Consider the following 15,993-nt stretch of genomic DNA (forward strand, 5'->3'; position numbering starts at 1 on the left):
AGGAGTGATAATATGACAGCCAACCCGAAGCTGCCAAAAGATTACCTGAAGGGATTCCCGCAGCATTTCATGTGGGGAGGGGCGATTGCTGCCAATCAGGCAGAAGGAGCCTTTGATGCAGGAGGCAAAGGACTATCGACGGCAGATATGGTCCCTTACTTCGAGAAGAAGGACTACACGAATCTCAAAGCCTTGATGCACGTCAGCAGTGAGACGATTGAGAAGGCTATTGCCCATCAGAGTGCCGAGGGATATCCGAAGCGATACGGCATCGATTTTTATCATCGGTACAAAGAGGATATTGCCCTGTTCGCAGAGCTTGGCTTCAAGGCCTTCCGCCTATCCATTAACTGGGCACGTATCTTCCCGAACGGGGATGATGCGCAGCCGAACGAGCAAGGTCTACAGTTCTATGAGAACGTCTTTACAGAAATGAAGAAGCATGGTATCGAGCCGATTGTGACGCTCTCTCATTACGAAATGCCGATCTCGCTGGTACTGAACTATGGAGGCTGGACGAATCGGAAGGTAGTAGCCTTCTACCTCAAATATGCCGAGACCGTCATGAATCGCTACAAGGATCTGGTCACATACTGGCTTACCTTCAACGAGATTAATACAACGATCATTGAACCATTCACTGGTGGCGGTGTAGTGGAGGACCGAGTGGAGAACGTACAGGAGGCCTCCTATCAGGCACTGCATCATCAGTTCGTTGCTAGCAGTCTGGCTACCAAGCTTGCCCGTGAGATTAATCCCGAGTTCCAGATTGGCTGTATGTTGGCCCGCATGATTCACTATCCGGCTACGAGCAGCCCGGATGACGTTCATCAAGCCTTGGTCGATAATCAGTTGAATCTGCTGCATACGGATGTACAGGTACGTGGAGTCTATCCTGCCTTTATCCATCGCTATTTTGCTGAGCAGGGGATTACCGTGGTGATGGAGCCAGAGGATGAGGAGATTCTGCGGAAGCATACGGTAGATTTCATCTCCTTCAGCTATTACACTTCATTGGTATCCACGACGACGCCTGAAAAATATGGTGTGACGGGCGCCAACCTCTACAGCTCGGTCAAGAATCCGAACCTGGAGGTCACAGAATGGGGCTGGCAGATGGACCCGCTTGGGCTGCGTATTGTCCTGAAGGAGCTGTATGACCGCTACGGTGTACCACTATTTGTAGTTGAGAATGGTCTCGGCGCACGCGATCAGGTGGAACCAGATGGCTCCATTCATGATCAGTATCGAATTGACTACATGCGCAAGCATATTACTGCGATGAAGGAAGCCGTCATGGATGGCGTTGAGGTGATGGGCTATACAAGCTGGGGAGCCATTGATATCATCAGTGCCTCTACCTCGGAGATGTCCAAGCGCTATGGAGTGATCTATGTGGACCAGGATGACCATGGACAAGGGACGCTGGAGCGTTCTCGCAAGGATAGCTTCTACTGGTATAAGAAGGCCATCGCGTCCAACGGGGAAGACTTGAGCTAATTTTCATATCACGATATGGTTAATGGCTGCACTACTCGAACATAATGGTAGGGTATAATGATGAAGTATCCACCACACTATGGACATAGGAGTTGATGCAGATATGGCAGTGGGATTGAATGTCTACCTGGTTACTGATGGTAACGGTCGTGAAGCGGTTGAGTTTTATAAGGACGTATTCGGAGGCGAGGTGATGATGATCTCGACCTTTGGGGATTCCCCGTCTGACCCGAATCATCCTACACCACCTGAAGCGAAGGATCGGATTATGCATGCCTCGATCAAGATTGGCGACTCTATGCTGATGCTATCTGATACGTTTCCTGGGATGCCGCATACCAAGGGAGATAATGTGACGGTATCGGTTCAGGCTGACAGCCCGGAGGAAGCACGTACCATCTTCGGCAAGCTACAGGAGGGCGGCAATGTAATTATGCCGATCCAGGAGACGTTCTGGAGCCCAGCCTATGGTATGGTGACAGATAAATACGGTGTTCTTTTCCATGTCAACTGCAATACAGTGTAATTGCCTGTTCTAAACAAACTTTAATACGCCTCTTGCATTCGAACATGTGCAGACTCATGTTATCGGATATGCAAGGGGCGTTTTTCTCGTGGTCGGTGAGATTTGCGGGGAAATGAAGGTATAAATGAAAGATGCAACTTCATTAATTTCCTGATCGATTCATGAACTCAAGGGCGTATTACAGAACTAGATGCTTAGGCATTCCGGTAGAGACAATTTGACGCTATAATAAAGAACGAATTCCACGCCCACAGCAATGGAGGCTTCACATCATGAATACCCCTGTTATTTTGAAATACAAGCTTCAAATGCCTGCTTTAAGGCCTAATCTGGTAAAAAGAGCCGCGTTGCATGAGCCTGTCCGTGGCTTATCTTCGCCGAAGCTAATACTGATTGTTGCTCCTGCCGGGAGTGGAAAGACGACGGCCATGGCCCAATATATGCAGATGAGCTCAGCGCGAACGACTTGGTATTCTCTAGGGGAGCACGATAACGACCTGCGCCGATTCTGGCGATACGTTGTACATGCGCTGGCTCCTCACCTCGCTGCCGGGGCTACCGAGCGTTTGCTTCCACTGCTGGCCGAACATCAGGAGCACGCACTACATCAATTTCTGGATCAATGCTTGAATGAACTGTATGATGCACCGGAGCCCATAATGCTGGCACTTGATGATTACCATCTGATTACACGCCCCGAAATCCATGGAAGTCTTCACTATTGGCTGGAGCATCTGCCTTCATCTATACAAGTGGTGCTCGCTTCACGGTTTGAACCCCCATTCGAAGGACTGCACAAATGGATCGTTCGTGGTGAAGTGAAGCGTATCAACGCAAAAGAACTGGCATTTACGACACAAGATGCTGAACAGCTCTGTCAGTCTGTGCTGGAGGTTGCCCTGCCATCACAGTGGATAGAAGCTCTGGTAGCGCGAACCGAAGGCTGGGCCGCAGGCCTGCAGCTTGCCTTGATGTCATTGCAGCAGCGAAGTAGTGACCAGTGGTCTGCCTGGATTCACACAGGACATGTTGGACAGCAGCTTGAGGAGTATCTTTTTCAAGAGTTATGGAAGGGTCTCGATGAGCAGATGGGTACTTTTTTGTTAGAGACCTCTATTCTAAGAAAGTTCAATGCTGCATTGTGCGCCGATATTACTGGCCAGGGGAGCTGCAACAGCAAGCTGGCATTTCTGGAACGAAACGGTCTGTTTCTGGTGCACATTCAGCAAGACGAATACCGCTATCATCACCTGGTTCGTGAATTTTACGCCCGTATGCTGAAGCAGCAAGCTCCTGCACGCTGGAGTGAGCTGCATAGACAGGCCAGTCTGGTCCATGCTCAGATGGGCTTAAGCGAGGAAGCCATTGATCATGCCTTCATGGCTGAGGATTATGAGCTGGCTGCTTCGCTGCTCAACAGGCATCTACATGAGCTGGTTACGCGTGGGGAGTTCACGCTGCTGCAGAATGATTTTGCCCGTTTTCCAGCATCCTTTGCGATGCCACCGCGCCTGCAGCTGGTCAATGCATTTGTACATTTGTTCATGGGGCAGCGGCAGGTGACACAGAGCTTGATAGAGCAACTGGAGCAGGAATTACTGGGCCGCTCACAACAGGTCGAGTCAGAATGGCTGAGTGGTTTGTTTTTTGTGAAGGCTAATGATGCCTTCTATTCAGGGCAGTTCGAGGAGTGGTTCCAGTTCGCGGACTCGATCCCTTATCGACTGCCGAAGGACCCGGTATTTTATGATTTTAATTATAATTTCAATCAACCGCTTGTAAGAAATACGACATTTGGCCTGAAGGGTGTAATTACGCCCACTACAGCAGAGGTCGGGGAGCGTATCTGTTCCATTCTGAGCCGCAATGGCTGGTCAGAGTCATTAATGTGTCAATATGTCATCCAATCGCTTGCGGAGGGATACTACGAATGGAACGAGCTGGATCGGTGCGATGAGTTCCTGAGCAGACTGATTGCAGATGGGAGATATTTGGAGGTGCCGGGCTTGTATGTGCCTGTGCGGATCATGATGGCGAAGCGTCGACTGGCGGCAGGTGAGCCTGCAGCAGCCCGGATTATGATTCAGGAAAGTATGCAGCGTCTAGCCCCTGCAACAGATGGCCATTGGTATAGAGCACTGCGGGCTTACCTTGTGGAACTGAATCTGGGTGAAGGAGAGAATCTGGCAGCAAGCAGAGAACAGCTTCAGGGCCAAGAGGACGCAGCGTCTCACCGCGTCCACCTGGGGAACGTTCAAGAGACGGTGACACTGGCGCGCTTGCACATGGCTAATGGGCGGGGAGAGGACGCGCTTGCCCTGCTGACCACACTGAGGTTGCAAGCGGAAGAAGTGAGAATGGTCAATATCCTTGCTCTGACGATGGTGCTCCAGGCGAAGGCGGAATATATTCGTGGCAGGAAAAAAGAAGCTGTGGAAAGACTTAATGAGGCCTTGTTGCTCGTTCTGCCTTTCCGATATATTCGTACGTTTATAGATGAAGGGAAGTGGATGAGAGAGCTGCTGCAAGAGATTGCTACTGCGGTATCTCCAGACCAGCAATCGGCTCTGAAGGAATATATCAACGTGTTATTGGTAGCAATGCAGCCCCAAGCAGAGCGGGAAATATCCATTCCTAACTCTTATGCTGGCATGGATTCTCTTAGCGCACAAGAGCTGGAGGTGGTTCGGCTGCTGCATAGCGGCTGCACGAACCAGGAGATTGCTCATCAGATGGGCCTGACGCTTGGGACAATAAAGGTCTATCTGAACCGGATCTATAGCAAGCTGGGTGTCCGTTCACGCACACAGGCTGTTCTGGCTACCTCGAATAGTATCCAAGCTAGCCGCACGAGGTTAGAGGAAGCAGAGGACTAATGAACCCGGAGATTAACAAATCAGAAATGAATGCATGAGATGAAGCTCCTGAACCAGGGGCTTCTTTTTTTTAGAACAGTTAACTTTGGTTAGTATTCCCTCATACTCGATTGTGCTAGTATGTCGATACGGCTGGTAGCATTGACGACCTAGCTTCATTTTCGTCGTTCGTCTACAGCTACCGAACTACCATGAAGGGGAGGTTACATTGCAAGTATTTCGAAAAATAGGCTGTGTGCTGCTCGTCATGTTGCTCGCGATGCCCCAACTGGCGCCAAAGGCACAAGCTGCGGACTCCATTTTTCCTACAGGAGTGAAGACAGTCGGTGCAGGGTACCTGCACTCTCTGCTCATTGCAGAGGATGGTACGGTGTGGGCTTGGGGAGACAATTCCGCTGGCGCGCTCGGGGATGGTACAACGACCAGTCACTATCGACCGGTGCAGGTGACCAAGAGAGACGGTGCACCACTATCGAATGCAAAGGCTGTCTACGGAGGTGGATATTTCTCTGTAGCCTTGCTAGAGAATGGTACCGTCTGGGCTTGGGGAAAGGGTAACACTGGAACTCTAGGGAACGGTTCTCTTGAAAATTTGTCCCAAGCCGTTCAGGTGATGCAGTCCGACGGGTCACCATTGACACAGGTACAGAGTATAGCCGCAGGTTACAGCCATGTGCTTGCCCTCAAAACGGATGGCACGGTATGGGGCTGGGGAAGCAACGGCTCGAATATGTTGTCGGACTCGTGGGATAGCATGTATTCACGAGCTATTCAGATCAAAGCTTCGAGCAGCACTTACCTCACAGGTGCGAAGGAGGTTGCAGTCGGCGATTATCACTCCATGCTGCTCAAGCAAGATGGAACCGTCTGGGCATGGGGACATAATGGACTATCCCAGCTCGGGAATGGACAGTTGAGCAATGGCTCGGCCTATCCAGTTCAGGTAATGGACAGCTCCGATCAACCACTTGATGCAGTCAGAAGCATTGTGGGTCACCGTTTAGGCGGTCTAGCCCTCCGTGATGATGGGACAGTATGGAGCTGGGGCTACAATGAGAACTACAATCTGGGCATAGGCTCAGGAGTAACTAGTAGCAATAAGGCGATACAGGTGCTGCAGTCCGGTTCAATTCCGCTCACAAGTGTGGTCCGCATTTCGGGTGGCGGGCGTCTTAGTATGGCCCAGAAGGCGGATGGGACAGTATGGTGGTGGGGGATGCAGAACCGGAACCTGCAGATGGCAGGCAGTCTTATTAGCGACATAGCCGATTTTTCTGCAGGTGATAATCATGGTCTGGTCCTGAAGAACGACGGCACCGTGTGGGGAGCGGGCTGGACTGCTTATGGAGAATTAGGAATCCCCTCGAATTCCCCGAATCGCTATCTAACACAGGCAATTCAAGTCTATCCGGCTCGCTCTGCCATAAGTGCTACGCCTAACCGAATCGATGCAGACGGGTTCAGTCAAGCAACGATTACTGTCACGCTTCGTAATGGTGTCAATAATCTGCTGGGTTCCAGTGAAGGCATGGTGCAACTCAGCTCTACGCTCGGACAGCTAGGAGCGGTCACCGATCATGGTGATGGCACATACACAGCAGAGCTGACTGCGCCTATGATATCGGGTAATGCTGTGATCACGGGCACGCTGAATGGCTATCCCTTAGCATCCAGCGCAACAGTCGTCCTGAATACATTGGCCCCTTCGGCAGCACTTTCGACCTTGATTGCAAGTCCCGCGATCGTGACGGCAGATGGCAGCAGTGAGTCTACACTTACGGTGCAGCTAAAGGATACCAATGGTAATCCGATCACTACGGGCGGACGGACGGTTCGATTCAGCACGACAAATGGTACATTGAGCAGCGTAAGAGACATGGGCAACGGTTCGTATGTGTCTCAACTGCGGTCGCCTACAAGAACAGGAGAAGCTATAGTCACGGCAACGGTTGACGGCGTGTCCTTGCAGCAGCAAGCGAGGCTGCAATTTGTTCCAGGTGCTTTTTCTGCTGCGATGTCTACTCTAAATACCAGTGCTACGACATTGACCGCAGATGGCAGCAGTGAGTCCACCATTACCTTGCAGCTGAAGGATGCCAATGGCAATTCGATGACTACGGGAGGGCGTTCAGTACGCATAAGCACAACAAGCGGTACTGTAGGCATCGTAAGAGATCTGGGAAATGGGACATACACAGCTCAGCTACGGTCACCAACCCAGAGTGGCACGGCTGTAGTCACGGCTACAGTAGATAATACAGCGATTCAGCAAACAGCAACGATTCACTTCGTTCCTGGTCCTGCAGCTGCCGAGACTTCAGAGCTTATTGTGCCTCTGACTTCCATGGTCGCTGGAGAGGGGAGTCAGCAGGTTCGCGTACAACTGAAGGATGCCCACGGCAATGAACTTACGTCCGCCGGGGATGTTGTCAGACTGGAATACGGACTTGGTACCTTCACGCAGGTAACCGCACTCGGTAATGGCAGCTACGCGGCATCTTTGAATGCAGGCACAATTGTAGGTAGTGGGGCGATCAAAGCCACCGTGAATGGTAGCATGCTGCAGTCCTCACCGATCGTTCATATCGTTCCGGGAGAGACATCGAGGGAACGGTCTGAATTCAAGGCGGCCACAGGCTCGATCGTCGCTAATGGAAGTAGCCAGACAACCATTACCCTGCGGACTATAGATCGTTATGGTAATCCACGGACTACGTCAGCTGGAACCGTGAGCATGAGCACTACAGCAGGCTTCTTGTCCAACGTAACGGACCTGGGGAATGGCCAATACACGGCAACCTTGCGTTCTGCAAATAAGACTGGAATTGCTGTCGTGTCAGCAAGACTGTCTGACACCACCTTCCAGCAGACGGTCGAGGTAGCCTTTGTCGCCGGAGCAGCCGCTGCATCGAGGTCGATGCTAACCGCTGCGGAGGATAGGCTGGTCGCGGGTAGTGGTAGTACGGAATTAACAGTACAACTGCTAGACCTGCATGGCAATCCGTTATCCAGTGGCGGGGATCAGGTTGTCTTTCAGACCACAAGCGGTACGATTGATCATGTCCAGGATCACGGGAATGGTCAATATAGTGCTGTGTTCACAGCACCCGAGGCTGTAGGTATATCTTCAATAGAGGCTATGGTGAATGGTAGCAAGCTGCAGGAAAGGCTCTCCATTCGCATCGTACCAGGAATGGTGTCAACAGATCGTTCTGCCATCGAGTCCTTGCATCCTGTGATTGTAGCAAACGGTCTCAGTCAGAGCCTGATTACAGTTCGCTTGAAGGATGCTTACGGCAATGCACTAGATGCAGGCGGGGACCAGGTGGTCTTCAATACGACAGCCGGTATACTTGGGAATACCGTGGACAACGGTGACGGCAGCTATTCGGTCCTATTATGGTCCAGTACGCTGACAGGCAGAGCTGTCGTATCAGCAAGAGTTAACGGCACAAATCTTATTGCGTCTACAGCAGTAGAATTTATACCCGGTCCTGCATCTGCGACGACTTCAGAGCTTCGTATAGACCATATGGCTCTAACGGCCAATGGTATGGATACGACGACGGTAACGGTGCAGCTAAAGGATGCCTTTGGCAACACGATTACAGCTGGTGGAGATGATGTTACCATAAGGAGCAGCGCAGGAGTACTCGGGCCGATCACGGACCATGGTGATGGCACGTATATAGCGGAGCTGACAGCAGGGACAATTTCTGGTACTGCTACACTCTTGGCTTCTGTGAACGGAGAATCTGTGCTGCAGCAGGGAGAGGTCCAGTTGCTACCTGGTCCTGCAGTCGCGAACACCTCGACATTTACAGTCTCCCAGACTTCAGCGACGGCGGACGGAAGCGACGCGATTACTGTGACGGTTCAGACAAGAGATCAGTATGGCAACGACCTGATTGAAGAAGTGTCCGATCTGGGTCTGCAGTTGTCTTCGACACGGGGCACGATAGGTGAACTGAAATATGCCGGGCAAGGGCGTTATACAGCAGATCTGAGGTCTATAGAGACAGGAGAGGCTGTCATTAGCGCTACGATGAATGGAATGGAGCTGATGAATGCTCCAATAACGGTGAATTTTGTCGCAGGACAGCCTTCAGCTACAGCGTCGACTCTGGAGATTGAACAAGGCATGCTGATAGCTAATGGTAGAGAGACTGCACGGATTACACTACAGCTCAAGGATGCTACAGGACATATGATCGCTGATGAAATGGATGCATCGTTGCTTCGTCTCGAGTCTTCCATGGGAATCTTGTCCCCGTTAGTCTACGTGGGAGAGGGTAGGTATACGGCGGAACTTCGTTCAACGAAGTCGGGCACTGCTCATCTTAGAGCATTTATGGAAAGCATTGAATTAATGGCTTCTGCTCAGATCGATTGGCTCCCGGGCCCTCCACTAGCCTCCGCATCAGAGATATCGGTCTCTCAGATGGCGCTACCTGCCAATGGCACAGCGACTGCTCGAGTGACAGTTCAGCTCATGGATGCTTATGGGAATCCGACGGCCAATGCTGAGGGAGTGAGCATTGAAGCCTCTCTAGGTACCGTGACGGAAGTCACTTATGGTGAATCGGGAGAGGCTGTGACCGGGCTGTATAAGTTCGATATTCGCTCGACGGAGCCAGGTACAGCAGATGTCCGTGTGCTAATGAATGGGGAACAGATCTTTGCCCCGGTACAGGTCACCTTCACTGACGGCATGTGGTTCAACCCTTCTTCCTATCGTATTCAGGTGGGGGAGGCAGCTCAGACCGTCGTTGAGGTCACCTATGGACAGGATAATTTCATCCACGATCAGACCGATGCTACACAATTTCGCTATGACGACAGTATGGTTCGCATAGGTCAGGGATTGGATGGCAGATGGTACATGACGGGACTGCGAACCGGACAGACGGTTATTGAGGCCGTCTATGAGGGAGACAGAGGGACGCTGAGAGCCAGTGCTCCAGTCACAGTCTATGCACTGCCTGTACGACTGCAATTGGATGCTACACGCTATCAGGTCAAAGAAGGAGAGTATGGGCAGCTACATGTGACAGTTCATTATTCGGATGGAACCGAAGAAGACGTCACCTCAAGAGCGCTATATCATCTTAAGGATGAGAGCATTGCAGCTGTAGATGTTCAGGGACGCGTGCTGGGCATTCAGCCAGGAATGACGGAGCTGATCGTAAGCTTCGAGGGGCTGGAGGCTACTGCGGATGTTATAGTTCTGACACGACAAGCGAATGAGCCGCCGAGTTCAGGCGGTGGTGACGATAGCTCAGGTGGATCAGATGATGGCAGCTCTGATGGATCAGACGGTGGCTCCGCTCCAGGGAAAGGCTCGGGAAGCGCGAACGTGGATATGAATCCGGGTCCACTGCCTCCAACAGTCATTCAAGGGCAATCCATTGGCCTCCAATTGCTACAGGATGGACAACTGCATCAGCAGGTCACACTGACAGCCGAGCAGATTGCTTCAGGGAAAATCACAGTGAAGATGATGGACAGCGCCAGCGTATGGGGCGTGTTGATGGAGAAGAACACCCTGGCACGTCTACTTGAGCAAAATCCTACTCTGGTGCTGGAATGGCATACACCCGTAGGAGTACTGGAGGTTCCTGTTGTGGAATTGAGTGAGGCGGCTAGAGCAACCACGGTCGATTCCATTCGACTTACCTTGCAACTAGCTGATGAAGAAGAGCATGTACTTCTCAAGGGTGCAGCTAACGGTATAGGGGCAGTGATACGCGAGCATCCATTCTCTGTAAGTCTCATCGGACAGCAAGGGAAAGGCGATGAACAGCTGCTTGCCTTGCGTGCTCAGTCCATATTGTTCTCTGCCAGCACATGGGCAGACATGACCGATCCGTACTGGACGGCAGCCGTCTATGATCCACACGTTGGATACTTCCGGTATGTCCCAGCTAAGCTTGTTCTACCAGGCACCATACAGCTTCGTCTTGCAACTGGCAAGCACTATACCTTGCTGGAGAATCACCAATCCTTCACCGATATGAAGGGGCACTGGGCGGAGCGAGCAGTGGAACTGCTCGCAAGTAAGCTGATTGTGCAAGGCCGTGGAACAGGACGATTCGAGCCGGAACAGCCCGTCACACGGGCCGAGTTGGTCGCAATGCTGGACAGAATGCTTCATCCTGCTGACGATCCAGACGATGTATCTTTTGCGAATGAGGGTGAAGAATGGTACGAAGCTGTGATGCGAAAAGCCAGCCTGGCAGGTTGGGTACGAGGCTATGAGGATGGAAGCTTGCGTCCCCAAGCCGCGGTATCACGTCAGGAAATGATGGTTATGATCGCCAGAGCCATTCCATCAGCAGAGCAGGGCGAGCGTGAGGGGGCGACGGAGCAGGGTTTTTACGCGAAGCAAGGGAAAGAAATGCAGGGGAAGGGATTGAATGTTCTGGACTATGCTGATATTGCAGGATGGGCTCAGGCTGATATAGCTAGACTCTCAATGCACGGTCTTCTCATAGGTGATCAGGAAAGTCGATTGTATCCTCAGCGTAACGCGACTCGTGCCGAGACGGCGTCGATACTGGCCCGAATCATGCAGCAGCAATGATATTGCAACAATCGTAGTAATTACAGTTATGGGAAATCAGTAGGCACTAACTTGCCTGCTGATTTTTTTTGTGTGAAATAGCTTGACTTGTAATGCGTTACAGAAATTATAGTGGGTGTACATTCACTCAACTGCTTTAGTTGGGACAATCAAAGGAGCTAATGGAAGATGAACAAAGCGGATCAAAAGATTGTATTTATAGATGTGGACGGGACGCTCGTCACTGATGATGGCTATGTACCGGAGTCGGCCCAGCTTGCCTGTAAAAAGGCCAGAGAAAATGGTCATATACTGCTTCTGTGCACAGGTCGTTCAAAGGCTGAAATCTATGACGAGATATGGGATGCCGGCTTCGACGGAATTATCGGTGCCGGAGGTGGATTTGTAGAGTATCAGGGGGAGATGCTCTATCATAAAAAGGTGCAGCCAGAGGATGTGCAGCATATGGTGCGTTTCTTCAATGAACACGGTATAGATTTCTATCTGGAATCGAATTCTGCCCTCTATGCAAGCCGCAATCTGCGCTCTCATCTGGAGCGGAGAATTTATGGAGATATCGACAATGATCCTGTGGCTAGAGAAAAGAAGGAGAGCTCACCGCATCCTTTTATCACGGGGCTGACGTATGGTGAGGCTGATCTCTGCAAGGATGACGTCAATAAGGTATGCTTTCTGGAAAGCGAGGTTCCTTTTAGCCGAATCAAGGAGGAATTCCAGGGCAAATTCGAGGTCATTCAATGCACCGTTCCAGCCTTCGGCAGAGATAGTGGAGAAATGATGATTCCAGGCATTCACAAGGCCGTAGCCATTGAATACCTGCTGGAGCATCTGGGAATGTCCAGAGATAACACCATTGCGATTGGAGATGGCATGAACGATGCAGAGATGCTGGAATTCTGTGCTGTCGGGATTGCTATGGGCAATGCAAAGCCAGGGTTAATCGGTCTTGCTGATCATGTAACGGATAGCGTGGAGAACGATGGGCTTTATAAGAGCTTTGTGCATTTCGGATTAATATAAGGATCATTTAACATGAAATCAAATTCGGTCAAGGTAGTTGACGATCACTAGGCTACAATTAGACGGGTCAGCGGATAGACAAAGTCAGCGGAGCATCCAAGCGTCCGCTGACTTTGTTGCTTCACAGATATTTATTTCCATATGTATCTGTGAGCACCACTTACTTCAACAAATTACTTCAACAAACCCGACTCTCGCACGGAGCCCAAGAAACGCCCGAATTCCTCAATGTTCAGCTGCTGTGCTGCATCAGATAATGCAACGGCAGGGTTCGGATGCACTTCGACCATAACGCCGTCTGCTCCGGCAGCCAATGCTGCTTTGGCACATGGAGCCAGAATGTCCTTGCGACCTGTGGAGTGAGTAACGTCCACCAATACCGGGAGGTGAGTCTCCTGCTTCAGAATTGGCACAGCCGAGATGTCGAGCGTGTTGCGGGTAGCCTTTTCATAGGTTCGAATACCACGTTCAATCAGCATGACCTGCTTGTTGCCCCGGGAGACGATGTATTCTGCTGCATGAATGAATTCATCAATCGTTGCCGCGAGACCACGCTTAAGCAGGATCGGAAGATGGCTGTCCCCGGCTGCCTTCAGCAGCTCGAAATTCTGCATATTACGGGCACCAATCTGAATGACATCAATATAGTCAGCAGCGATCTCGATATGAGCCGGGTGGACAATCTCGCTAATTGTCTTCAGACCGAATTCCTCGGATACTTCCTTCAGAATTTTAAGTCCTTCAATGCCCAATCCCTGGAAATCATATGGGGAAGTACGAGGCTTAAAGGCACCACCACGCATAACCGTCATGCCCGACTGCTTCAACGCAGCCGCAACCTCTCGCACTTGTTCGAGACTCTCGACAGAGCACGGTCCTGCGATCATGATCGGGCTACCTGCACCTACCTGCACATCTCCAATGGACACGATGGTGTCTTCCTTTTGATTTTTACGGCTAACGAGCAGCTGTTTCTTGTGTTGGTCTTCCTGCAGGTGAAGGGAGGCTTGGAAAATCTGCTTGAACAGCTGCTTTACGGTATCGTTATGGAAAGGCCCAGTATTGGCGGCGACCAGTTCCTCCAGCATATCCTTCTCACGAACAGGATCGAACTTGGGAACACCCTGCTTTTCCTTGAGTTGTCCAATTTCCTGAACCAGTGCTGCGCGTTCTGATAATAGCTTCAGTAGGTCATGGTTAATCTCATTTAACTTGTCTCTTAATTGCTCCAAACTCATCGTTTCCTTCACTCCTCTGATTATGATTGGGTTTTACTTGTATTTACTCCTGCGATCGCCTGGTGCAAATAGCCTGTTTGTCTGTAAAAAAATATGCAAAAAAGGCCCCCCGTCGCAAGGGACGAGGAGCCGTGGTACCACCCTTATTAGAAACAGCAAAGCATGCGCATAAGTATGCAAATTGCAAGTGCCATCTCTCACTTCAGCCTTGTAACGTAAGGGATACGGATTGTCCTACTGGCTACAAGTAATATGCAGCCCTTCAGCAATCGGCTCGGGAGTGAACTTCGGCGGTGTGCTCTCTCGGGTACTTTCAGTCCATGGTACCTCGTCCCTGTAACGAACAAATTCCGCTTACTCTCTCCGTCATTGCCTTGTCTTATGAATTGAGTCCATATTAGCACGCTAACATGGATGTGACAAGATGCTAAAGTGATGCTGGGCAACCCAGACGCTTTAGTGTGGCGAATGGAGTAAGCGAATATTTAAGATTCATTCAAGGTTCATCCTCTACACTTGGGACATAAGCAAATGGCTTGTAGCCCATTCCAAAGGAGGACTTTTACAGTGAAGAATATGATTCAAAGATTCGCTCTAGTGGCCCTGGCCCTGACACTACTCGTTGCAACCATCAGCTGGATTGGTCATGACACCATATCAAGTGCTGAGGCGGAGGAGAGTGCCAGCTCTGCTCCTGCATACGCATCTTTGTTTGAAGGAGATCGAATCATTAACGTGAACGTGACCATCGACAATGCAGATTGGGAGAGCATTCTGGCAAGTCCATTGGACAAGGAATACAAGAGCGTCAGTGTCGAGGTAGATGGTCATCAACTGGATCATGTCGGATTCTCCACGAAGGGAAATATGACCCTAAGATCTGTAGCTTCCATGGAGGATTCGGATCGTTACAGCTTCCGGTTGAAATTTGACAAATATGACAAGACTCAGACCTTACTCGGCCTGGATAAAATGGTGCTGAACAACAATTACTCAGATCCGTCATACCTGCGGGAATATTTACACTATGAGGCGCTGAGAAGCATTGGTCTGGATGTTCCGATGACAACGTTCGTGAACCTGTATGTTAATGGCGAGCTGTTTGGCTTCTACACAGGTGTAGAATCTGTAGACGACAGTTATCTGGAACGCAACTACGGGGAGGATTACGAAGAAGGCATTTTGTATGATACTGACGAGAAGAGCTATTTGCAGACGGAGGAGAACGGCGAGTACAGCACTTTGACCGAGGATCTGGGTACAGATGAGAATAAGGCTAGGCTTAAGAACTTCATTCAGGTGCTGAACGATATGCCAGAAGGTGAGAAAGGGGACATTGAGAGTGTGTTGGATGTGGACTCCGCGTTGAAGTATATTGCTGGCAACGTGGTATTAGGCAATTATGACAGCTATAACGGGGATAAAGGACACAATTATATGCTGTATGGTGATGCCAATGGCAAGTTCACGGTCATTCCGTGGGACTTCAATATGTCCTTTAATGGCTATGGTGGAGGTAGAGGAGGCACGAGCAGTGACTCTGGGGCTAGTGGTAATACGAATGCGACGAACGTATCCATCGAGGAGCCTGTGCTCGGGATCAGCATGGACAAGGTGCCAATGATTAATAACCTGCTGGCGGTGCCCGAGTATAAGGCTCAATATCTTGAATATGTGAATCAGTTAGTTGATTACCTGGAGAGTATTGAAGGCAGAATCACCGAATTGAGTGATCTCATTCGTCCTTCTGTCGAGGCGGACCCTACGAAGTTCTATACGATGGAGCAATTTGAATCCAATATAGCTTACTCTGCTGTAGGAGATATGGGGGATATGAAAGGGGGGAGCGTGCCCCCATCTGACGGACAGCCAGGGATGACACCACCGGAGGACTTCACGCCACCAGACGGTGCGATGGCACCTCCAGCTAGACCGGATGGTACCGCTGGAGGAGAGAATGGGAATAGGTCCTCTGGCAATGGAGGAGATCGTGGCGGCATGGGACTGATGGCATCCGGCTCCATTACCAGCTTTGCACTGAATCGACTAGCTAATCTGCAGGAGCAGCTGGGTAGGGAAGTGGCCTCGCTTCCAGAAGCGATGAATACTGATGCTGCAAGCGAGATATCGGACTAGTATTTTGACTGGATACGATTTCTTGTCTGAATGATCTGCAAAGATCGTGGTTAGCAGCGGCTCTACACTATCTTTGCTTCGGTCAAGGCACTAATTCCCACGCTCTCAAGGTAA

Annotated in this window: 7 protein-coding genes; 6 read left to right on the plus strand and 1 reads right to left on the minus strand. The window is 50.6% G+C overall.

Translation table 11 applies throughout. From position 1 onward, the window contains the following. The first annotated feature begins 12 nt into the window (after positions 1 to 12). The 5 genes from ascB to MKX74_RS12120 all read left to right on the plus strand — a co-directional run bounded on the left by ascB (position 13) and on the right by MKX74_RS12120 (position 12,505). Entirely contained in the window at positions 13 to 1,500 is a 1,488-nt protein-coding gene (gene ascB, locus MKX74_RS12100) for a 6-phospho-beta-glucosidase (RefSeq protein WP_341178523.1), read from the plus strand. A gap of 103 nt (positions 1,501 to 1,603) precedes the next feature. After that, positions 1,604 to 2,026: a VOC family protein gene (locus MKX74_RS12105; RefSeq protein ID WP_028592593.1), complete on the plus strand. Its 423-nt coding sequence runs from the start codon at positions 1,604 to 1,606 to the stop codon at positions 2,024 to 2,026. A 272-nt stretch (positions 2,027 to 2,298) separates the two neighbouring features. After that, a complete protein-coding gene (locus MKX74_RS12110; RefSeq protein WP_341178524.1) occupies positions 2,299 to 4,902 on the plus strand; it encodes a LuxR C-terminal-related transcriptional regulator in 2,604 nt (867 codons plus the stop codon). A 208-nt stretch (positions 4,903 to 5,110) separates the two neighbouring features. Continuing rightward, positions 5,111 to 11,485 carry an invasin domain 3-containing protein gene (locus MKX74_RS12115; protein WP_341178525.1) on the plus strand — a complete coding sequence of 2,125 codons (6,375 nt, stop codon included), beginning with the start codon at positions 5,111 to 5,113 and terminating at the stop codon, positions 11,483 to 11,485. A 168-nt stretch (positions 11,486 to 11,653) separates the two neighbouring features. Next, on the plus strand, positions 11,654 to 12,505 hold the full coding sequence (locus MKX74_RS12120) for a Cof-type HAD-IIB family hydrolase (RefSeq protein ID WP_341178526.1): 852 nt from the start codon (positions 11,654 to 11,656) through the stop codon (positions 12,503 to 12,505). A gap of 173 nt (positions 12,506 to 12,678) precedes the next feature. Here the strand turns inward: MKX74_RS12120 and MKX74_RS12125 are convergent, their stop codons facing one another. Then, positions 12,679 to 13,743: a bifunctional 3-deoxy-7-phosphoheptulonate synthase/chorismate mutase gene (locus MKX74_RS12125; RefSeq protein ID WP_018882952.1), complete on the minus strand. Its 1,065-nt coding sequence runs from the start codon at positions 13,741 to 13,743 to the stop codon at positions 12,679 to 12,681. A 576-nt stretch (positions 13,744 to 14,319) separates the two neighbouring features. On the opposite strand from MKX74_RS12125, the gene MKX74_RS12130 reads away from it, so the two are divergent. Next, positions 14,320 to 15,879 carry a CotH kinase family protein gene (locus MKX74_RS12130; protein WP_341180568.1) on the plus strand — a complete coding sequence of 520 codons (1,560 nt, stop codon included), beginning with the start codon at positions 14,320 to 14,322 and terminating at the stop codon, positions 15,877 to 15,879. Positions 15,880 to 15,993: the final 114 nt, after the last annotated feature.

The sequence above is a fragment of the Paenibacillus sp. FSL K6-1230 genome, assembly GCF_038002385.1.
Classification (GTDB): Bacteria; Bacillota; Bacilli; order Paenibacillales; family Paenibacillaceae; genus Paenibacillus; species Paenibacillus massiliensis.